At 27.9% G+C, this 21,021-nt stretch carries 19 protein-coding genes and 4 tRNA genes; 3 read left to right on the forward strand and 20 right to left on the reverse strand.

Annotated elements, in window-relative coordinates; all coding sequences use genetic code 11:
- Positions 1–15: 15 nt before the first annotated feature.
- The 11 genes from lonB to LQE93_RS02005 all read right to left on the reverse strand — a co-directional run bounded on the left by lonB (position 16) and on the right by LQE93_RS02005 (position 9,950).
- A complete protein-coding gene (gene lonB, locus LQE93_RS01960) occupies positions 16–1,671 on the reverse strand; it encodes an ATP-dependent protease LonB (RefSeq protein WP_055267277.1) in 1,656 nt (551 codons plus the stop codon).
- A 152-nt stretch (positions 1,672–1,823) separates the two neighbouring features.
- Positions 1,824–3,119, reverse strand: a complete 1,296-nt coding sequence (gene clpX, locus LQE93_RS01965; RefSeq protein ID WP_055267275.1) for an ATP-dependent Clp protease ATP-binding subunit ClpX — start codon at positions 3,117–3,119, stop codon at positions 1,824–1,826.
- Positions 3,120–3,149: 30 nt separating this feature from the next.
- Entirely contained in the window at positions 3,150–3,755 is a 606-nt protein-coding gene (clpP, locus tag LQE93_RS01970) for an ATP-dependent Clp endopeptidase proteolytic subunit ClpP (RefSeq protein ID WP_055267273.1), read from the reverse strand.
- Positions 3,756–3,916: 161 nt separating this feature from the next.
- Entirely contained in the window at positions 3,917–5,197 is a 1,281-nt protein-coding gene (gene tig, locus LQE93_RS01975) for a trigger factor (protein ID WP_186839230.1), read from the reverse strand.
- 128 nt (positions 5,198–5,325) lie between these two features.
- A complete protein-coding gene (locus tag LQE93_RS16750) occupies positions 5,326–5,454 on the reverse strand; it encodes a hypothetical protein (RefSeq protein WP_269144309.1) in 129 nt (42 codons plus the stop codon).
- A gap of 170 nt (positions 5,455–5,624) precedes the next feature.
- On the reverse strand, positions 5,625–6,071 hold the full coding sequence (locus tag LQE93_RS01980; protein ID WP_231071774.1) for a hypothetical protein: 447 nt from the start codon (positions 6,069–6,071) through the stop codon (positions 5,625–5,627).
- 75 nt (positions 6,072–6,146) lie between these two features.
- The gene (locus LQE93_RS01985; RefSeq protein WP_172675770.1) at positions 6,147–6,323 is read right to left on the reverse strand and encodes a hypothetical protein; all 177 of its coding nucleotides are present in this window, start codon (positions 6,321–6,323) and stop codon (positions 6,147–6,149) included.
- A gap of 378 nt (positions 6,324–6,701) precedes the next feature.
- Positions 6,702–7,955, reverse strand: a complete 1,254-nt coding sequence (locus LQE93_RS01990; RefSeq protein WP_231071776.1) for a TcaA 3rd/4th domain-containing protein — start codon at positions 7,953–7,955, stop codon at positions 6,702–6,704.
- Between the two features lie 10 nt (positions 7,956–7,965).
- On the reverse strand, positions 7,966–8,304 hold the full coding sequence (locus LQE93_RS01995; protein WP_055267265.1) for a hypothetical protein: 339 nt from the start codon (positions 8,302–8,304) through the stop codon (positions 7,966–7,968).
- A gap of 121 nt (positions 8,305–8,425) precedes the next feature.
- Positions 8,426–9,565 carry a DUF5808 domain-containing protein gene (locus tag LQE93_RS02000; RefSeq protein ID WP_186839227.1) on the reverse strand — a complete coding sequence of 380 codons (1,140 nt, stop codon included), beginning with the start codon at positions 9,563–9,565 and terminating at the stop codon, positions 8,426–8,428.
- Between the two features lies 1 nt (position 9,566).
- A complete protein-coding gene (locus LQE93_RS02005; protein WP_055267261.1) occupies positions 9,567–9,950 on the reverse strand; it encodes a GntR family transcriptional regulator in 384 nt (127 codons plus the stop codon).
- A gap of 283 nt (positions 9,951–10,233) precedes the next feature.
- Here LQE93_RS02005 and LQE93_RS02010 point away from each other — a divergent pair, with 283 nt between their 5' ends.
- Complete coding sequence (locus tag LQE93_RS02010; RefSeq protein WP_186839226.1) at positions 10,234–10,416, forward strand: alpha/beta-type small acid-soluble spore protein; 183 nt, start codon at positions 10,234–10,236, stop codon at positions 10,414–10,416.
- 208 nt (positions 10,417–10,624) lie between these two features.
- Complete coding sequence (locus LQE93_RS02015) at positions 10,625–10,807, forward strand: alpha/beta-type small acid-soluble spore protein (RefSeq protein ID WP_055267257.1); 183 nt, start codon at positions 10,625–10,627, stop codon at positions 10,805–10,807.
- Between the two features lie 69 nt (positions 10,808–10,876).
- Here LQE93_RS02015 and LQE93_RS02020 read toward each other — a convergent pair.
- From LQE93_RS02020 to clpB, 7 genes are all read right to left on the reverse strand, one after another.
- Positions 10,877–10,952 (reverse strand) — tRNA-Lys (locus LQE93_RS02020).
- A gap of 5 nt (positions 10,953–10,957) precedes the next feature.
- A tRNA-Gln gene (locus LQE93_RS02025) sits at positions 10,958–11,032 on the reverse strand.
- Positions 11,033–11,037: 5 nt separating this feature from the next.
- Positions 11,038–11,114, reverse strand: a tRNA-Arg gene (locus LQE93_RS02030).
- 4 nt (positions 11,115–11,118) lie between these two features.
- A tRNA-Gly gene (locus tag LQE93_RS02035) sits at positions 11,119–11,192 on the reverse strand.
- A gap of 279 nt (positions 11,193–11,471) precedes the next feature.
- The gene (locus tag LQE93_RS02040) at positions 11,472–11,864 is read right to left on the reverse strand and encodes a YmaF family protein (protein ID WP_186839225.1); all 393 of its coding nucleotides are present in this window, start codon (positions 11,862–11,864) and stop codon (positions 11,472–11,474) included.
- Positions 11,865–12,114: 250 nt separating this feature from the next.
- Positions 12,115–12,987, reverse strand: a complete 873-nt coding sequence (locus LQE93_RS02045) for a YitT family protein (RefSeq protein ID WP_186839224.1) — start codon at positions 12,985–12,987, stop codon at positions 12,115–12,117.
- A 214-nt stretch (positions 12,988–13,201) separates the two neighbouring features.
- Positions 13,202–15,802, reverse strand: coding sequence for an ATP-dependent chaperone ClpB (gene clpB, locus LQE93_RS02050; protein WP_231071777.1), 2,601 nt, complete (start codon positions 15,800–15,802; stop codon positions 13,202–13,204).
- 240 nt (positions 15,803–16,042) lie between these two features.
- Between clpB and LQE93_RS02055 the strand changes: the two genes are divergently transcribed.
- Positions 16,043–18,103 carry a helix-turn-helix domain-containing protein gene (locus LQE93_RS02055; protein ID WP_055267249.1) on the forward strand — a complete coding sequence of 687 codons (2,061 nt, stop codon included), beginning with the start codon at positions 16,043–16,045 and terminating at the stop codon, positions 18,101–18,103.
- 315 nt (positions 18,104–18,418) lie between these two features.
- On the opposite strand, the gene LQE93_RS02060 is transcribed toward LQE93_RS02055, so the two are convergent.
- Positions 18,419–19,678, reverse strand: a complete 1,260-nt coding sequence (locus LQE93_RS02060; protein WP_231071779.1) for a helix-turn-helix domain-containing protein — start codon at positions 19,676–19,678, stop codon at positions 18,419–18,421.
- A 16-nt stretch (positions 19,679–19,694) separates the two neighbouring features.
- On the reverse strand, positions 19,695–20,996 hold the full coding sequence (locus tag LQE93_RS02065; RefSeq protein WP_055268342.1) for a helix-turn-helix domain-containing protein: 1,302 nt from the start codon (positions 20,994–20,996) through the stop codon (positions 19,695–19,697).
- Between the last annotated feature and the right edge of the window lie 25 nt (positions 20,997–21,021).

Consider the following 21,021-nt stretch of genomic DNA (forward strand, 5'->3'; position numbering starts at 1 on the left):
GGTGGTCTAAAAAATTTATTCTGCTTTCGCTGATAAAACATCTATATTTCCATTTAGCTTTTGAGATATAATAGCTAACTCTATTACTTCTTTTATATTTTTTACAGGTACTATCTCTATTCCTTCATAGTTTTCGAAACTATCACTCCAATTTTCTTCTGGAATTATAACTTTTGTCGCTCCAGCTTTTTTCGCTGCTAATATTTTAGCACTAACTCCACCAATAGGCTTAACATCACCTAATAGTGTTATCTCTCCTGTCATGGCAATCATATTATCTACTGGTTCTTTCATTATACAGCTATATATAGCTGTAGCTATTGTAATACCAGCGGATGGACCATCTACAGGAACACCTCCTGGTATATTAATATGAAGGTCATAGCTATCACTATTTATATTAAATACATTATTTAATGCAGTTAATACATTATGCACTGAAGAATAAGCTGTACTTTTTCTTTTTATCTTTCTATTATTAGAAGTAATTTCTTCTTCTTCAATAATACCAGATATCTTTATCTCACCTTTTCTATTTGTAATTTTTTTAGCAGTTGCTTCTAAAGACATAATCATTCCTATATTTGCTCCATATACAGCTAACCCATTTACAACTCCAATTCTATTATGGTTTTCTTTTAACTTTACATCTGGAATCTCTGAATATTGCCCATTTTCAATTACCCATTTTATATCATCTTCTGAAATTTCACTTCTATTATCATTTATTGCTATTCCAGAGCATAATTGAATTAGATTTACAACTTCTCTTCCATTACTGCAATATCTACTTATTATATCTAAACCTTTATCAGAAACAGTTAAGCCAATTTTATTAATTGAATTTTCAGCTATTTTCTTAATTTCATCTGTATGAAGTGATCTAAAAAATATTTCTACACATCTAGATCTTATAGCTGGAATAATTTCTTCAGGACTTCTAGTCGTAGCCCCTATGAGTCTAAAATCAGCAGGCAATCCATTTTCAAAAATTTCTCTGATATAGGTTGGCATATTACTATCTTCTGAACTATAATATGCACTGTCTAAAAATACTTTTCTATCTTCTAAAACTTTTAAAAGTTTATTTAATTCTATTGGATGTAACTCCCCAATTTCATCAATAAAAAGTATTCCTCCATGCGCTTTAGTAACCGCACCTGGTTTAGGTTGTGGAATCCCTGCTATACCTAAAGATCCTGCTCCTTGATATATCGGATCATGTACAGAACCTATAAGAGGATCTGCTATGCCTCTTTCATCAAAACGTATTGTAGTTGCATCTATCTCTACAAATTTAGCTTCACTTCTAAATGGTGAATTTGCTTGTTTCTTTGCTTTGTCTAAAACCAACCTAGCAGCTGCAGTCTTCCCTACACCAGGAGGTCCATAAATTATTACATGTTGAGGATTAGGTCCACATATAGCTGCCTGTAATGCTTTAATTCCTTCTTCTTGACCTATTATCTCCTCAAACTCTTTTGGTCTACTTTTCTCAGTTAATGGTTCAGTTAATTTTATTGATCTTAATTTTAATAATTTATCCATTTCTTTTTTATTCTCTTTATCTATTACTACAGTTTTTGACCTATTAGCCTTATTATTGTTAAATAAATATACAATAAAAAGAACTATCATTATTAATTGTAATATCATCATTATTTCATTCATATCTTATTCCTTTTAGCTACCTAAAAGACTATCCCTCCCTTTAATAAAACTATTTGTATTATTGACTTATTCAAATAGTTATATTCCAGAAGTAATTTATATTTTTAATATTTTTAACAAAAAAAATCACCCTAAATCATGGGTGATTTTTTTTAGGCTGTTTCCATACCCTTTTTCTTTTTAGCTTTTTTAGGTTTTAAAACCAAACGCTTTTCATTTTCAGGTAATCTAACAACTTCAGGCAATTCTTTATTCTTTACAGTATCCTCATTAATAATTATCTTTGATATATTTTCATCAGAAGGTATATCAAACATAATTTCTATCATCATATCTTCAACTATAGATCTTAAACCTCTAGCACCAGTTTTTCTTGCTATAGCTTCATCAGCAATAGCTTTAAGTGCATCTTCAGTAAACTCTAACTCAACATTATCCATCTCAAATAATTTTGAATATTGCTTAACTAAAGCATTTTTTGGCTTACTTAATATATTGATTAAAGCATTTTGATCTAGAGATTCTAAAGTAACTACTATAGGTAATCTACCTACGAATTCAGGAATTAATCCAAACTTTAATAAGTCTCCAGGTAAAATAGATTTTAAAAGAGTTCCAACATCTTTATTAGCTTTAGATTTAATATCAGCACCAAATCCCATTGAGCTAGATTGAGTTCTCTTTTCTATTATTTTATCAACACCATCAAAAGCTCCTCCACATATAAATAATATATTTGAAGTATTTATTTGAATAAACTCTTGATGTGGATGTTTTCTTCCACCTTGTGGTGGTACAGAGGCTGTAGTTCCCTCTAATATCTTTAATAAAGCTTGTTGAACGCCTTCACCAGATACATCTCTAGTGATAGAAGGATTTTCTGACTTTCTAGCAATTTTATCTATTTCATCAATATAAATTATTCCTTTTTCAGCCTTTTCAACATCATAATCAGCATTTTGAATTAATTTTAAAAGTATATTTTCTACATCTTCTCCAACATATCCAGCTTCAGTTAATGTAGTAGCATCAGCAATAGCAAATGGAACATTTAAAAACTTTGCTAAAGTTTGAGCTAAAAGTGTCTTTCCTGAACCAGTTGGTCCTAAAAGTAAAATATTACTTTTTTGTAGCTCTACATCATCTTCAATCATATTTGATTGAATTCTTTTATAATGATTATACACAGCAACAGATAACGCCTTTTTAGCCTTATCTTGACCTATTACATATTGATCTAAATAATTTTTTATTTCTGCTGGTTTTGGTAATGAAGTTGTATCTATTTCTACGCTTTCCTCAAATTCATCTTGTATAATCTCTGAACATAAATCTATACATTCATCACATATATACACACCTGGCCCAGCAATTAATCTCTTTACTTGGTCTTGATTTTTACCACAGAAAGAGCATTTTAACTGTTTTTTATCATCAAATTTAGCCATAACTTCACCTCACTTTAGCTCTGGACTCTTTTAGCTTTTCTTTATATCATTTCTAACTATAACATCATCTATTAATCCTATTTCTTTAGCTTCTTGTGCAGACATAAAGTTATCTCTTTCACACATTTTAACCATAGTTTCGTAGTCAACTTTTCCATTTGTTGATTCAGCCATAGCTCTAGTTAATGTTTCTTTAATTTTTAAAATTCTTCTTGCATGTATATCAATATCTGTTGCTTGCCCTTGGAATCCTCCTAGTGGTTGATGAATCATAACTTCACTATTTGGTAACGCAAATCTTTTTCCTGGTGCTCCCGCAGAAAGTAAAAATGCTCCCATAGATGCAGCCATACCTATACATATAGTACTAACATCAGGTTTTATATAATTCATAGTATCAAAAATAGCCATTCCTGCAGTAATTGACCCACCTGGACTATTAATATATAAATATATATCCTTATCTGGGTCTTCACTTTCTAAGAAAAGTAATTGAGCTACTATTAAGTTTGATGTAACATCATTTACTTCACCACTTAACATTACAATTCTATCCTTTAAAAGTCTAGAAAAGATGTCATAAGATCTTTCTCCTCTTCCTGTTTGTTCGACAACCATTGGAACGTAATTACTCATGTAAAACTCCCTCCTCTTTCTCTTTAAACCCTTCTTTAATAATATATCCAAATAGACAAAAGTAATTATACTTAAATTATATCTAATCTACATTATTTTGTTAAAGAAATATTTTAAATAATTGCCAGAAAAAACTTTTCTGGCAATTAACTTAATACTTATTAATTATTTTCGATTAATAATTTAACAGCTTTAGCTGTGATAACATCACTCTTTAAAGCTTCTCTTTGGCTGTTGATTAATAAATCAACCATTTTTTCATCGCTGTTTGCTGAATACATTTTAGCAACTTCTTCAGCTTTAGCTCTTATTTCTTCTTCAGTAGCATCTATATTTTCTGCTTTTTCAATAGCTTCTAATACTAAGTCTGTCTTAACTTTTCTTTCAGCATTTTCTTTCATGTATTCTCTCATTTTTTCAGCATCACTACCTGTGAATTGGAAATATTGTTCTAAAGTTAAACCTTGGTATTGTAATCTTTGCTCAAGATTTTGAACCATTTTATCTATTTCTTTTTCAATCATTACAGCTGGAATTTCAACATTTGCATTTTCAGTTGCTGCTAAAATAACTGCTTCTTCAAATTCTCTTTCAATTCTTGAAGCATTTGTTTCTTCTAATTTTTTAGTAATATCAGCCTTTAAATCAGCTAATGTATCAAATTCAGATACTTCTTTAGCAAATTCGTCATCTAATGCTGGTAATTCTTTAACCTTGATTCCTTTTATTGTAACTTCGAATTTAGCTGGCTTACCATTTAATTCTTCTCTTCCATAGTTTTCTGGGAATGTTACATTTACTTCTACATTGTCATTAACATTCTTTCCAACTAATTGCTCTTCAAAGTTTCCGATGAAAGTTCCTGAACCTATTTCTAATTCATAATCAGTTCCTTCTCCACCTTGGAATGCTTCACCATCAATGAATCCTTTAAAGTCGATAACAGCTATGTTTCCATTTTCAACGCTACCTTCTTCTTTAGTTTCAACTCTAGCATTTCTTTCTTGCATTTCTACTAACTTCTTATTTACTTCTTCTTCAGTTACTTCATAAGAATTCTTTTCAACTTTTAATCCTTTGTATTCACCTAGCTTAACTTCTGGATAAACAGTAACTTCAGCAGTATATATGAAATCTTTACCTTCTCCAACTTCAACAACATCGATTTGTGGATAGTCTACAGGTATTATATTGTTTTCTTTTAATACTTCTTTATATGAACTATCGATTGCAAAGTTTATAGCATCTTCTAAAAGCACTTCTATTCCGTAGTACTTCTTAACTACTGCCATTGGCACTTTACCTTTTCTGAATCCTGGTACATTAAATTTATTCATGTTCTTCTTATAAGATCTAGTTAAAGCTTCGTTGAATTTTTGTGCTTCTACTTTTACTTCAAACTTAACAACATTAACGTCTTTTTTTTCCATTTTAGCTTCCATTGTATATATTCCTCCTAAAACTAAGCTATTGTATGCTTATTTCGACTAAGTTATTATAACATAAACATTTAAATATTTTCAAATATTTGTTTCACAAAATTAAATTTCCCAATGTTATTATATTAATTTTACTTTACATACTTAATATTTCCATCTATTACAGCTTCTAATCCACCATCTATAATTTCTTTTAAAATAATATTACCACCCTTAAGTTCCCATATCGTAACATGTTCCTTTGTGTCTAAATCTATCAAATTTACATATTGACTTAACTCATAACCAAAGTAAGGTAAATTACTTACATAAGCAAGCTTATTATTATCTAAAAATTTAACTTGAGAATGCCATATATAATCATTATAAATAGATAAAACTTCATCTTTCTCAAAAACTTCACCATAAGGAGATACATACTTATTTAAGGTTAATTTATTACATTTCCCTCTATATCAGCCAAAAATATATTTTGATTTTTATCTAATATAATAACTTTTTTACCTAAGCTATCTATACAATATTTATCTTTTTCTAAATTTTCAACACCTTCAATAAACTTTTCTCCATTATTATCAGATAACTTTAATTCGAATTCATTTTCGTTTAATAATATATTTATATTCTTGTATGTTTCTAAAATATCTATTTCTTTCTCTTCATTTAAGATTTCTTCTTTTTGTTCTTTTTCACTCTTTTCTTTATCTTTAATCCAAGTTGTTAAGTAGCTTTCAATATTCGTAAATTTATATCTGCTTATAAAAGTAACAGTTAAAACCACAGATATAATTATTAAAGAAATTGAGGTTACAAATATCCTCTTACGTCTTCTCATTATTCTTTCGTAATCTCTACTAAATATACTTGGCTTTCTCATATCCACCTCCAAAATCCGACTTATAATTTCTATTTATTTACACTGTAACTATTTACCTCGTGTTTTTTCGACATTTTATTTTTTTGCCTTACAACACTTAGTTTTCTTTGAACATCCATTTTTTGAACTACAACACCCTCCACATTTCAATAGCCCTAATTCCCTCATTTCATCAATTGACAGCTTAGCTTCATTAGCTGTATACTCTTCATAATCTGGTGTATTTTTTAGAATTTCTTTATATTTATCCATATAAATTAGCCTCCCTTTTCTTCTTTCTATTATATACTTATATGTGTTTTTACACATCTTTGTCATAAAAATATGAATTTTATTAATTTTTTTCAAAAAACTATTGGAATTTGTTGAAATATGATATATAATGTCATTGTAACACAAATTACATAAAAAAAGCCCATACCACTCTTTAATAATTTTATTAGAGAGTTATAATAAAACCCCACATATGTTCGTTTATTCCCTTTCTTAAATGAACATAAACCCTTTAACCTGCACAATAGTGCAGGTTTTTTTTACCCTCAAACAAAATCTATTTAATTTAAGTAACAAAAAGACTTTAAAGAATAAATATTTTGTCATTCTTCAAAGCCTATTTTTCTATACAAATACTTACAGACTCTCATCATCTTCTTCATATAGGTTAAATCTTTGAATGCCACAAGCAATCCAAGTATCATTTTCATATTGTAAATTAACTAAAAACATCTCTTCATGACTTTCTTTTATAAAGGGTAATAACTTCTTATAAATGTCATAATTCACTTTAACAACTACATTACCTTTATAAATCTTATCCTCATATTCAAAGTCACTTTTTTCTATATTTAAATTCATATCTGAAATTCTATAATTATTTGTAAAAAATAAAGTTTTCTTAAAAATATCATCATATATTTTATCTTTAGTATCTTCATTCGCATTTATAATTAAACTTTCATCTTCTTCATTGAGTGCATTAAAAACTGAGTCAAAGAAATCATTTAACAATATATCAATATCACTCATTAGCTTTTCATTTACCATATCAATATTTAACTTAATAGTTCCACTATCATTTATATATAGTGTTTCGCTTTTTATTTTTCCCCAAGGAAACTCCTTCTCTATATATATGCTAATATCTCTATTTAGTGGAATAGGCCCAAAATTAACTACACTTTCTACCTTTTTACCAATATTTTTATTACCTATAAAAACATCAGCATCTTTGTAATCTGAATATATAGTTATATTCCCAGCATCAACACTTATATTGATAACATCCTGATCAGTAATGGTTACTTCATTCTCTCCAGTTACAAAACCAAAATCCGTTTTTAATTTATAACTAGCTACATAATTTCCTGGTATAATATTCTCCAATATTTCACCTGATTTAATAGTTTTATTATCTATAGTTACTTCAGTGTCATTAAAATTCGACTTTACTTCCACAGATACCTTGTTAATATTTAGGTAGTACTCTTCAGCTAATATATTTTTTTTGCTTTCAATCTGTAACATACCACTTTTATTATCAGCTCTTAATTTTTTAGTTACATCAAGTAATGTATCCATCTTATCATGATAATAATTCATAATCGGTATTAAATTTTCATAATTTACTCTTTTGTTACCAACTTTTAAAGTTTTTGATAACAATTTTACATCTTTATTTTCAATGGCTGTCTTAAAATTGCTTATTACTTCTTCCTTCGTAGATATACCACTGGACATGGATATCATAACAAATATAGAAAGTATCAATATAAGCATAGAAATAATGGTTATTCTCTTCTCTATACTCAAATTCATAAATTTATTTATTTTCTCTCTAAAACTATCATTAAATATAGATATCTTCTCTATAAACCTGTCTCTCATTATTTTACACCTATTCTAAAATATCAATTATCCACTTTCCACATTCTACACATTTATAAATTCTTATTATAAACGGATCTAGGTTACCATTTTCTAGATTAGTCCCATGTTGAATTAATTCTTCTTTTGTGTAAAATTCATCTTCGCTATCTAAGTACCCTTGAATTTCTACAATATAATTTTTATCAGTACTATTACAGCAATCATTTTCACCTACACAATTAATCTCTTCATAACTTAAACTTTCTTGCAAATCTTGTATTATAGGTATTAAATCTTCATATTCGTCAATATTATCTAAAAATTCCTCACTTTTAAATTCTAAATCTTTAATTTTAAACAATTCCATACTTCATTTCTCCTTTTTCTCTTTTGTTCTTTTTAATTGTATATCATTTCCTTATTTTTCATCAAGATATTTTTGTTTTTTCTCTATAAATAAAAGCTATGCATACTCATAGCTTAATATTTTAAAATATCGGATTAGTCTTCTCGTAAAAGTACATAAATATTATCATACCTACTATTATTATAAATGGTAATATCATTACTATTTTGCCTAACGGATGCGCTAAATTTACTGTCCATCCAACTCCTATACGTTTTTCAACCATCAACGCAGGATCTTTTTTATTATAGTATAATGCTCCAAGAATATACTTATCATCATCATCTCTATAATTCTCTTCCCCCTCTTCATTTGTTTTTATATTTCGTCCACCTTGACCCAAATAATAGCTCATCACTAAAAATATTACTATGCTAATAAACAATATTATCATCGGAATAGTCATTATTTCTATACTTAAATTAAAAATTATACAAATTTGCGGAATAGCCATTATAATTAATGTTTCTAAGGCTAAAATCCATGTAAATATTGAAACATACTTTTTAAATAACAACTTCTTCTCAATTGTTTCTTTAATCTTTCCACTAAATAAATCTGATTTAGATTTTACTGTAATATTGTTTATAAACATAAAGAAAAATATCATTAAAACAAGCATGAAAGGTATCCCTGCTAAATTCATATAAGCAGCAATTGTCCCTTTTTCTACTACTTTATCTACAACTCCTGAAACATTATAATGAACAGGAATTAATTGTGGTATACTATTATAATTAATCAACGTTAATATAGATATAATTAATGGTATAATCAAAAGAATTAAATAATATCTTGTATCTACAGCCTTAACTCTTGAATTCTTCTGTGGTTGTCTTAACCCGGTTTCTACAATAACAACATTTTTACTTAAAACTTTCCAACCTTTTTTATTTTTAAGATTTCTCATCTTTATCCAATAAATTATAGGTAGTATATTAATGATCCCAATCAATATAAATATGTATGTTAAAAATAGCCACATCTTCATATTTAAAAAGTATATTATATTTACTAATATTATTATCGGCAATATTAAGATAATATTTTGCTTCTTATATATTTTTTCTAATTCTAATATATCTTTATCATCTTTATATTCTAACGGCACTCTAATACCGAAATATATTCCATTATTAGAAAATCTATTTAAATTAAATACTTGAATATATAATATAATTGTAATAAACGGGAATATAAAATATTTAACTAATTCCTCCATTTTATTCTTTCTCCTTAAATAAACTATATTTTTTCTCTATGATTTTATACACTTCATCTTTTGATATACCTCTATTACAGCACTCCGCTATATAATACTCTAACTCTTCTTCAAAACTTCTTCTAAACTTATTATTTGATTCATCTAAATTTAAACTTATAAAAGCTCCTTTTCTCCTATCAATCTTTATATAGCCCTCATCTTTTAAGATACTATAAGTCTTATTAACAGTATGCATATTAACTTCTATATCTGAAGCTAAACCTCTTACCGAAGGTAATATCTCACCTTCTTCTATTTCTCCTCTAGCAATTCCTTTTATTATTTCTGTCTTTATCTGATTATATATAGGTATATCAGAATCGAAATCTATTTTAAGTAGCATTACTTCACCTCTCAATTTATTTGTTATATAAAATATATAACAGCATTTATATTTTTTCAATAACGAAATACTACAAATTTATTTTTACAACTAAAATAAATTTACTAGCTTATCCTCTTCTTGGAACAATTAGATTATAAGTAATTTTATTCATTTCGATATTTATTTTTCCTATTTTGGTCTCATTTTTATAGTTTATTAAAACCATTTCTACGCAAAATACTATTGTAAAGCAAAGAAGCTTTACATAAATAAACTTTTAATTTATTAAGGAGGGTCTAATATGGCACAAAAATTAGTTCCAGAAGCAAAAAACGGATTAGCAAAATTTAAGAACGAAGTAGCAAATGAAATGGGCGTTCCTTTTACAGATTACAACGGTGATCTTACTTCAAAACAATGCGGTAGCGTTGGTGGAGAAATGGTTAAGAGAATGGTTGAACAATACGAACAAGGCATGAAGTAAAAAAACTAAATAATAAAAAAATAAGATATCCCCAAAAAGGATATCTTATTTTTTTATAATATAACTCATTGCCATATTGTACCCTTTCTTATTTCTTTTGCCTTTTTTCCCTTTAATATTATAGTTTATTAAGAATTAAACTACGTAAAATAATACTGTAAAGTGAAGATACACTTTACAAATAATAAAAATAAAAGGAGATAATATTATGGCACAAAAATTAGTTCCAGAAGCAAAAAACGGATTAGCTCAATTCAAAAAAGAAGTAGCAAGTGAACTAGGAGTTCCACTAAGCGATTATAACGGCGACTTAACAGCAAAACAAAACGGAAGCGTCGGCGGAGAAATGGTTAAGAGAATGGTTCAACAATATGAACAAGGTATGAAATAACAAATAGTTTCTCAAAATAATTAAAGGATGATATCATATGATATCATCCTTTAAGTTTTCCAAAATATTTGGTGGCTTACCGGGGAATCGAACCCCGGACACCTTGATTAAAAGTCAAGTGCTCTACCGACTGAGCTAGTAAACCATAAGTGGCAGGGATAGCAGGATTTGAACCTACGAATACCGCAGTCAAAGTGCGGTGCCTTACCGCTTGGCGATATCCCTGCATCTGGTGCGTGTTAAGAGATTCGAACTCCTGGCCCACGCCTTAGAAGGGCGTTGCTCTATCCAGCTGAGCTAAACACGCATAATGGAGCGGGTAGTGGGAATCGAACCCACCTTTCCAGCTTGGAAGGCTGGAGTATTACCGATATACGATACCCGCATAAATAATGTTATAAGATTCTAATTAAGCAATCTACTTAACATACTAACCTCATCGTGATTAAGTGTAGTAAATTTGTCCACCTCTCGACCACGTCATTTAGTATATTATCTTTATCATCATTTGTCAACATTTTTTATATTTTTTTATTTATAAAACTATAACTGAACTGCTAATATAAAAAAGTCTAATATAGATGTAACTCTATATTAGACTTTTTACTCAAAGGAGTTACCTCCACCAGTAATTAAAACAACGTGGATATAACTCCCAATTTTACTATTTCAAAGGTCTTTCAGTTAAAGTAGCAAACTCAAAATTATGACAATGTTGATCCACAACCCTAGTTGCTCCTTTTATAGCATGAACGTGTTTATTAGTTCCTCTAATTTTTATATCTAATCCTGTTCTAATAATTATAGGATGATGATGATCATCTGGAGCTGAATCAGTTTGTGCTTTTATTAAGTGATAGTGACGTCCATTTTCACAATATATAGGCTCACTTGTAATTCCTGCAGTACGATGATTATGCCTATCATCTCCTGTTTCTGCCAATTTTACACTTCCTGTGAATTCGTGTACGTGTTTATCATTATAATTTTCGTTACAATTATCATTGGTATTTTCATTATACTCTTCACTATAATATTCATTACATGAATTACTCATAAATTTATCCTCCGTATTTTATATTTTTAATTGATGATGCACACTTCTTTCAAAGCCACTTCATAACTAATCAAAATAATCTTTTGTAAATTTCTTCATAAAAGTTCACATCATCTGTTACTTCACAGTACATAATATGCAATAATATTAATAAGTTTCATAATAATTCTTAAATATTTTCATATAAATAAGGCATTGTTAAACATTCAAGCTTAACAATGCCTTATACAAGTAATCAAATCACTCTTCTCTATAATCTCTTTTCAAAATTTCCTGTAACATTCATCCCTTCATTAAATATAACGAATGCCTTATCATCAATATCATATACTATTTTCTTTAATTGGTTTATTTCATATTTAGATATTACAGTAACTAATACTAATGTATCCTCTCCAGTATAAGCACCATATCCCTTCCAGCAAGTAACCCCTCTTCCCATTTCAGACATAATACTTTTTTCTATGTTTTGCTTCTTAGTAAAAATCGTAGCTGTTGTATTAATATTTTGATAATGTATCCTGTCCACTATTAAACCAAAAAATGCTGTATAAATAATAGAGTATATAGCTATTGGTAATTCAAATAATATTGCACATCCTCCATAAATAAATGCATTAATAATAATTCCTAATTTTCCAACACTAAAATCAGAATATTTTTTAGCAAAGTATACGCCTAATATATCTATTCCACCACCAGAACCACCAGCTTTTAGAGTTATACCTATACCTGTCCCAGTAATAATACCGCCGATTAAGCAAGCTGCTAATCTATCATCTATTATAGGTACATTAGGAATAGCTATAATAGAAAAGAATATAGTCTGAAATACTATACTAACTACCGTTCCAGTAAAAAACTTTCTTGATATACTTTTATAAGCTAACAATAATAGTGGTATATTTAAAAGGAAATTTATAATACCTGATATATCAAAATTTGCTGGTAATGACAAATAATCATTAACTAAAGTACGTATAATTTGAGATATTCCTACTACTCCTCCATTATATAGTCCTACAGGTACAACAAACAAATTTATTCCTAAACAAAAAAGAAATGCCCCTGCTACTATAGTTCCATATTTTTTTAAATTTTCTACTTTTTCATTCTTAACCATCGCATCCCCCAACTTAATAATTCCTCTCAAGTGATTTAATCTAAAAATCATTTTAACATATAGTATTTCTACAGTGTATACTAATTTTGCATATTTCTATTTTAATTTATTGTCATGATTTTATTCTAGAATATAATAACAACCTCTTTTTCATAAATATATTTCATCGCAAATAAATAAGGAGCTGATTTATTCATCAGCTCCCTACATAATACTAATTCGTTCTTATTACAATCTCTTCATTCTCGCCATCTATAATAACATTAGAACCATAAGTTATTTCACCAGCTATTATCTTTCTAGCAAGTTTATTTTCAAGAGTATTTTGAATATATCTCTTAAGTGGTCTTGCACCATAAACAGGATCATATCCTTCTGTAGCCATAACATGTTTAGCTTCCGGTGTAATTTCTAAAGTAATATTTCTATCCTTTAATCTTGTAGACACTTCTTTTAAGAATATATCAATAATTTTAGTTATACCAGTTTCACTTAAAGGCTTAAACATAATTATATCATCAACTCTGTTTAAGAATTCTGGTTTAAATCTCATCTTCATTTCATTCATTACAGAATCTCTTATAGAAGGTTCTATATAATCTTCTGATGTATTTTCTAGAAGATAGTTACTTCCTATATTAGATGTCATTATAATTATAGTATTTTTAAAATCTACAGTTTTACCTTTATTGTCTGTTAATCTACCATCATCTAAGATTTGTAAGAATATATTAAATACATCTTCATGAGCTTTTTCAATCTCATCAAACAGAATAACACTATATGGTTTTCTTCTAACAGCCTCTGTTAATTGACCACCTTCATCATATCCTACATATCCTGGAGGCGCTCCGACTAATCTAGATACAGTATGCTTTTCCATATATTCAGACATATCAATTCTTATAATATTATCTTCAGAATCAAATAGGTTTCTAGCTAATGTTTTTGCAAGTTCTGTCTTACCAACCCCAGTTGGTCCTAAGAATATAAATGAACCTATTGGTCTATTTTCATCTTTAAGTCCTGCCCTTGCTCTTAAAATAGCAGATGTTACAGAAGTTACAGCTTCTTCTTGCCCTATTACTCTCTTGCTCATCTCATCTTCTAATCTTAGAAGTTTTTCTCTTTCACCTTCTAATAGATTAGTTACAGGAATTCCAGTCCATTTAGAAAGTATTTGTGATACTTCCTCTTCAGTAACTTCTTCTTTTAATAATGCTCCTTCATAATTTTCCTTAACTTCTATTTCCATTTGCTTAATAGATTCTTCTAATGAAGGAATTTCACTATATTGTATTTGAGCTGCTTTGTTATAATCATAAGCCCTTTGAGCTGCTTCAAGTTCACCTCTAGCAGTATCAAGTTTAGACTTTAAGTCTTTTAACTTTTCAATAGCTCCTTTTTCTCTTTCGAACTTAGCAGTCATTTCATCATTTTTAGCTTTAAGCTCTGCATACTCTTTTTCTAATGCATTAAGTTTTTTCTTTGACCCCTCATCTTTCTCTTTTGATAATGCTTCTTTTTCTATTTCTAGTTGTATAAGCTTTCTTCTAACCTCATCTAATTCAGCAGGTAAGGAATCAATTTCAGTTCTTATCATTGCTCCTGCTTCATCAATTAAGTCTATAGCTTTATCTGGTAAATATCTATCAGAAATATATCTATCTGAAAGTTTTGCTGCTGCAACTATAGCTGAATCTTGAATTCTTACACCATGATGAATTTCAAATCTCTCTTTTAATCCTCTTAAAATTGATATAGCATCTTCAACAGTTGGTTCATTAACTATAACAGGTTGGAATCTTCTTTCAAGCGCTTTATCTTTTTCAATATATTGTCTATACTCATCAAAAGTTGTTGCCCCTATACAGTGTAATTCTCCTCTTGCAAGTAAAGGCTTAATTAAGTTACCTGCATCCATTGCGCCATCAGTTTTTCCTGCTCCAACTATAGTATGAATTTCATCTATAAATAGAATTATTCTTCCTTCACTACTTTGAACTTCTTTAAGAACAGCTTTTAGTCTTTCTTCGAATTCACCTCTATATTTTGCTCCTGCTATCAATGCACCCATATCCAATGAGAAAATAATCTTATCTTTTAATCCATCAGGTACATCTCCATTTACTATTCTATTAGCCAACCCTTCAACTATAGCAGTTTTACCTACACCAGGTTCTCCAATTAATACAGGATTATTCTTAGTTCTTCTAGAAAGTATTCTAACTGCCCTTCTTATTTCTTCATCTCTTCCTATCACAGGATCTAGTTTATGTTTTCTTGCAAGTTCTACCAAATTTGTACCATACTTTGCTAATGCATCATAAGTACCCTCGGGATCTTGTGTATCTACTCTTTGACTTCCTCTTACTCCCGATAGAACCTTCATAAAACTATCTTTGTTTACATTATATTTATCTAATATTTTCTTTGTTGGTCCATTTTTATCTACGTCCATAATAGCTAACATTAAATGTTCTACACTTATATAAGAATCCTTGAAATCTTTAGCTATTGAATCTGCTTTTACCAAAACTTCCTCTAGTTGTCTTGTTATATAAACTGATGAATTATTAGCCCCTTCACCTGTTACTTTAGGCATATTGTTTAAAGCCTGATCTATATCATACTTCATCATTTTTATATTTATTCCCATCTTTGTAAAGATGTTTGGTATTAATCCGTCTTCTTGTTCTACTAGAGCAGAAAACAGATGAATTATTTCAATTTGTTGATGATTGTGCTTAACAGCTGTTAAATTAGCATCATTTAATGCTTGTTGTACTCTTAATGTCATTTTTTCAACGTTCATACTCTATTCACCTCATTTAATGTTTTTATCTTTAATAAAATAATAATACAAAAGTCAAAGAAAGTCAAAGTAAATTTATTATTTTTTTCATTTTATTATTTACCAAATAAAAGCTTAATATTGATTAATATATAATTTTGCAACTATTTCATTAATATTCCTTATCCTTTTGTTTTTATACCTACTTATTGGTATAATAAATATTATAGGCGTAAACTTATAAGAATCTGAGGTGAGAATTTGAGAAGGGAATTTATAAATTATCCATTAGATTTACCAATTAAAATATCATATTTTAATATTAGAAATTATCCAATACATTGGCATAATTCTATCGAAATCGTATATGTGATAAAAGGTTCCATAGATATAACTATTGATTCTGACTCCTTTACTCTTAATGAAAAGGAAGTAGAAATTATAAACGTAGATGAAGCACATAAATTTTATAGTAAAGAAGACAATAAAATTTTAATCTTTAATATAGATCCAAGTTTTTTTGAGAAATATTATAAAGATATTAAAAATGTATTTTTCTATACTACCTCTAACTCCACTCAAGTAGGTGAAGAATATGATGATCTTAAAGCATTTTTAGCTAAACTACTATGTGAGTACGTTCAAAAACTTGAAGATTATGATGAAGAAATTGAAGATATTTTAATTCATTTACTATATCATTTAATAAATAACTTTCACTATCTAACTACTGAAAAAGAAGAGCTTAAAGAGAAAACAGAACAGCTTGATAGATATCATAGAATTTCAAAATATATTTTTAATAATTATAATAACAACATAACATTAAAAGATATAGCAAAAAAAGAATTTTTAAGTCCTCACTATCTTTCTCATGAAATAAAGTATGCAACCGGGTCTAGCTTTACAGATTTAATTAATCAAACTCGTGTTGAAGAGTCCATAAAACTTTTGTTAGATAGTGATATAAGTATTTCAGAAATTTCTGATGAAGTAGGATTCTCACATGTACGATATTACAATAAAAATTTCAAAGAATATTATAATTGCACTCCTCTTCAATATAGAAAGAAATTCTCTCTTACTGAAAAAGAATTTGAACTTGAAAAGGTTCTTTATCCTTTACCATTAGAGGAATCTTTAGAATTTTTATCTCATACTTTAGAGAAGTATAATAGATATAACTTTGAAAACAAACTATGGAATATTCATATTGATATGGATGAAACTCTAAAAACTTTTAATCCAGACTTTGGTCATATAATTAATATAGGTGAAGCTTTTGATTTATTAATAGAAGATAATAAAGATATTTTAGAGGAAATACAAGATGAAATACATTTCGATTATGGTAGACTTGAAAAAATGTTCCATAATGATATGGGCGTATTCATAGATTCAGAATTTTACAATTGGAATAAGGCTAAAGCAGTATTAGAATTTTTAACAGATATCTCGCTTAAACCTCTAATACTTTTAGATTCAACAGAGTATTCACTAGAAAAATATCAAAATATACTTACAAGCTTTATTGATTATTTTTCTCAAATTGATTATTTTAATATAACTGATTTTTGTTTCCAATTTGCATCTGATTTATCCTGCGAAATTAAAGATAGTTTGAAATCATTTATAAATGATAATTTTGATATTGAGATTTTAGAAGAAACATTTTTTTCAGTTAACTCTTTAAACCCTATTTATGATACTGCATATATGTTACCTTATATTATTCATAATACAGTTATTAAAGAGAAATCCCTAGATTTTTTAAGAGCTTTTGATGTTCTTGAAAAAGCTATGAATATAACTAATGAGGTATTTATTGGTGCACCAGGACTTATTAATGATATGGCCATAAAAAAACCATCTTACTATGCATATTACTTATTAAGCAAATTAGGCAAGGAGATTGTATCATTTGATGATGGTTATATTGTAACTAAGAATGACGATGAATACGCGATACTTTTATATTCTCACGGAAATGATGTTGATGATTTAGCTAATTATGAGGATATTTACTCAAGCAAGGGCTTAAAAAAATCATTTGAAAAGAAATTTTCTCTTAACATAGTAAACTTAAAAAACGATACAAGAATTACAACCTATGAGATAAACGAAAAAATAGGTTCATCTTATAATTATTGGTTATCTATGGGATCTCCAGATAGGCTAAACAAAGAAGAAAAAGAGATTTTATATAAAGCTTCATATCCTAAAATTGAATTCAAATATAGTAAAAAGAGTTTAGTTTTAAATATAATTACAGAATTAAAGGGGTACGGTGCTAAACTTATATTATTAAAAAATATAAAATAACACATTAAAACTTTATTTTTATGTTATTTTTGTCTTTTCTATATATAACCATTAAGTAAGAATAACCTCATTGTACATTTAACTTAAACATTGATGTGAATATTATATTTTTATCCCTTCCTATATACTATAAATATAAAGATGTTTGAAAGGATGTTTTGTATGAGAGGTTTATTCTTTAATTCAATATTATTAAGCGAGTCTAAAAGTAAATGGTCTTTATGGATTCAAATATATAACCTTTTTCATTAAAGTTATTGATTAATATTTTTTGAAATAAAAAGGGCTATTCAATTGAATAGCCCTTATTTTATATTAATTTTTATCTAAATTCATTGCTAAAGTAAAATATTTTATAGCTTCTCTTTGCTCACCTAGATTATAATATAGCTCTGCCATTTCATTATATCTTTTATATGTATCTTCAACACTAGCAGATTTCAAAAAATAATCTGTAGAAATATTCATATATGTTTCCGCTTGCCTATATTGACCCTGCTTTTGCAGAAGCATACCTTTAAAATAATATGCCCTTTCAATTAAAGCGGTATTTTCAGAACAAATAGAAAGATTTAGTACCTTATCTATCATTTCATCTGCTAATTCAAATTCCTTGTATATATAGAAAGTTTCAATACAATCTATTAAAACGTCTATGAATTCTATTGTATCATACCCACATGCCATATTTTTTGCAGCTAGCGTCTCTTCTTTTCCTTTTTCATCATCTCCAATCTGATAAAAAAATCTTCCTATTCTATCTTTAATCTTTGCTAGTGATTTTTTATCATCTTTTAAGCATTCATAAGACATTTGAATATAATTATCTGCATTAACTTTATTCGCTAATATACTAAGGCAAGCAAATATGTGATAAATATACCCTTTTATTTGGATTTCTTTTATACAGTCTATATCGGAAATAATTTTTTCAACTATTGAATAGGACTTTTCTATTTCTCCAAGCTCCATATAACATATTCCTTTATTAAAAGATGAACGTACGAACAAATCTTTATCATTGAAATTACTTTCTTCTAATATTTTTAATATTTTGTCATAATAATTTATAGCCTCATAATACTCCTTTATTTTCATAAAAAATGTTGCCATGTCTTTATAATAAATTAGAGTATTTTCTTTAATTTCATTTTTTTGATAAATATCATAATATTTCGCTATTATAAGTTGCATATTTTCAATATTATCACTATCTTCATATATAGAAAATAACTTATGAATAATTATAAAGGCTAAATCATAATACTCACAGTTAATTGAATAATTAAGAATATATTCGATTAGCTTAAATAATTCTTCTCGCGGTAAGTTTCCCTTATCAATTAACCTAATATTTTCTTCTATTTGTCCTCTTATATCTTGAACTAAGTAATCATAATTTACTTTCAACTTCGTTGCAATGTATTTTAATGTTTCTTCATCTGGTTTAATTTTCCCATTTTCTATACAACTCATTTTCGAAATTGATATTTTATCTTCACATAACTCTTTTAAAGTTATCCCTTCGTATACTCTTGCTCTTCTTATTTTGTCTCCTGTTGATAATATTTCCATTGCTACCCCCAGTAAATTAGTTAGTTAAAACGCCTAGTTCTTTTAATATACTTACACCTTGATCTAAGTATTTAGCCGCCTCACTATCTTGCTTCCAGTCAATATAAAATTTTCCTATCATAATAGCTACTTGCGCTGCCTTCTTTGATAATTCATTTGCTTTAGCTAAATTAAATGTATCAATAAGTATATTTTCTGCTTCTTTATACATTTCTTTTATTGTATATACTCTATACCATAAAAGATTATATTCTATTACATTTTCAACAAAATTCTCATCTATCACATGATTAATTTCTTTTAATGTAGTTTCACATTTTTCAATATCCTTAAGCTTAATATAGTTTTCACATATATTAAATAAAGTCTCAACAACGCTTTGGTCTTTTTTTCTGCTTCTTAAATCTTTAGCTATTTCTAAATGCTTGAATGATTCTTCAAAATTTTCAAACTCATAAAATAATCTTCCAAGATTATTTTCAATATAAGCTATATGACTTCCTTTATTAAGATCTTTATATACTTCTAATGCCTTCTCAGAATATTTTATAGCATTACTCAAATCACCATTTTCGCTATATTTTTCAGAAATACCTAGAAGTGTTTTTGCATATTTCTCTTCATCATACACTTGCTCAAACTTTTCTTTTGCTAAGAAAGAATAATTCATAGCCTTTGTAATATTATCAATCTTAAAATATCCTTCTGCCATTTGATAATATATTTCACCTAACAATAAGTCGTCTCCTATTTTATTATCCAAATATACTTTTTCAGCTTGTCTTAAGTAACTCGTTGCTGAATGATATGCTTTTAACTTTAAAGTAATTTTTCCTAAATTAAGAAATGTCCTAGTAACTTCTTCATACTTATTCTGTTTTATGAATATAACATTTGCTGAAAGATATATTTGTTGTGCTAAAGCTAATTCTCCATTTTTCATGGCTATATCAGCTCTAATATATAAATTTCTTGCTTTCCTATATTCTAATCCAAATTTTTCAGCATAATATAATGCATTTTCTATATATTTTTCTGCACTTATGAAATCTCCACTTAAAACATATGATTCAGCAGTTTTCTCATAAAAGACACAAATTTTCTCAGCCTGGCTCTCTTCTGATTCCATAAGATATTCTACTGTAGTTTGAAGATTCTCTGCTAAATACTCCAATAAATCCATAGATGGATTTGATCTTCCAGACTCTACCAAACTTATTTGACCAGGAGTAATTCTGTCTGCCGCCAAATCTTTTAGTGTCATATTTAATTCTTTTCTTTTCCTCTTTATCTTCTCACCTAATGAAAGAATCTCCATATTTCTGCTCTTCCTCTTCTATCTA

This window comes from Clostridium sp. NSJ-145 (assembly GCF_021044725.1).
In the GTDB taxonomy this organism is placed as follows: Bacteria; Bacillota; Clostridia; order Clostridiales; family Clostridiaceae; genus Clostridium; species Clostridium disporicum_B.

Coding starts and splice junctions, on each gene's coding strand:
- lonB (WP_055267277.1), bottom strand. CDS start 1,671: ATGAATGAAATAATGATGATATTACAATTAATAATGATAGTTCTTTTT.
- clpX (WP_055267275.1), bottom strand. CDS start 3,119: ATGGCTAAATTTGATGATAAAAAACAGTTAAAATGCTCTTTCTGTGGT.
- clpP (WP_055267273.1), bottom strand. CDS start 3,755: ATGAGTAATTACGTTCCAATGGTTGTCGAACAAACAGGAAGAGGAGAA.
- tig (WP_186839230.1), bottom strand. CDS start 5,197: ATGGAAGCTAAAATGGAAAAAAAAGACGTTAATGTTGTTAAGTTTGAA.
- LQE93_RS01980 (WP_231071774.1), bottom strand. CDS start 6,071: ATGAGAAAGCCAAGTATATTTAGTAGAGATTACGAAAGAATAATGAGA.
- LQE93_RS01985 (WP_172675770.1), bottom strand. CDS start 6,323: ATGGATAAATATAAAGAAATTCTAAAAAATACACCAGATTATGAAGAG.
- LQE93_RS01990 (WP_231071776.1), bottom strand. CDS start 7,955: ATGAGAGACAGGTTTATAGAGAAGATATCTATATTTAATGATAGTTTT.
- LQE93_RS01995 (WP_055267265.1), bottom strand. CDS start 8,304: ATGGAATTGTTTAAAATTAAAGATTTAGAATTTAAAAGTGAGGAATTT.
- LQE93_RS02000 (WP_186839227.1), bottom strand. CDS start 9,565: ATGGAGGAATTAGTTAAATATTTTATATTCCCGTTTATTACAATTATA.
- LQE93_RS02005 (WP_055267261.1), bottom strand. CDS start 9,950: ATGCTACTTAAAATAGATTTCGATTCTGATATACCTATATATAATCAG.
- LQE93_RS02010 (WP_186839226.1), top strand. CDS start 10,234: ATGGCACAAAAATTAGTTCCAGAAGCAAAAAACGGATTAGCAAAATTT.
- LQE93_RS02015 (WP_055267257.1), top strand. CDS start 10,625: ATGGCACAAAAATTAGTTCCAGAAGCAAAAAACGGATTAGCTCAATTC.
- LQE93_RS02040 (WP_186839225.1), bottom strand. CDS start 11,864: ATGAGTAATTCATGTAATGAATATTATAGTGAAGAGTATAATGAAAAT.
- LQE93_RS02045 (WP_186839224.1), bottom strand. CDS start 12,987: ATGGTTAAGAATGAAAAAGTAGAAAATTTAAAAAAATATGGAACTATA.
- clpB (WP_231071777.1), bottom strand. CDS start 15,802: ATGAACGTTGAAAAAATGACATTAAGAGTACAACAAGCATTAAATGAT.
- LQE93_RS02060 (WP_231071779.1), bottom strand. CDS start 19,678: ATGGAAATATTATCAACAGGAGACAAAATAAGAAGAGCAAGAGTATAC.
- LQE93_RS02065 (WP_055268342.1), bottom strand. CDS start 20,996: ATGGAGATTCTTTCATTAGGTGAGAAGATAAAGAGGAAAAGAAAAGAA.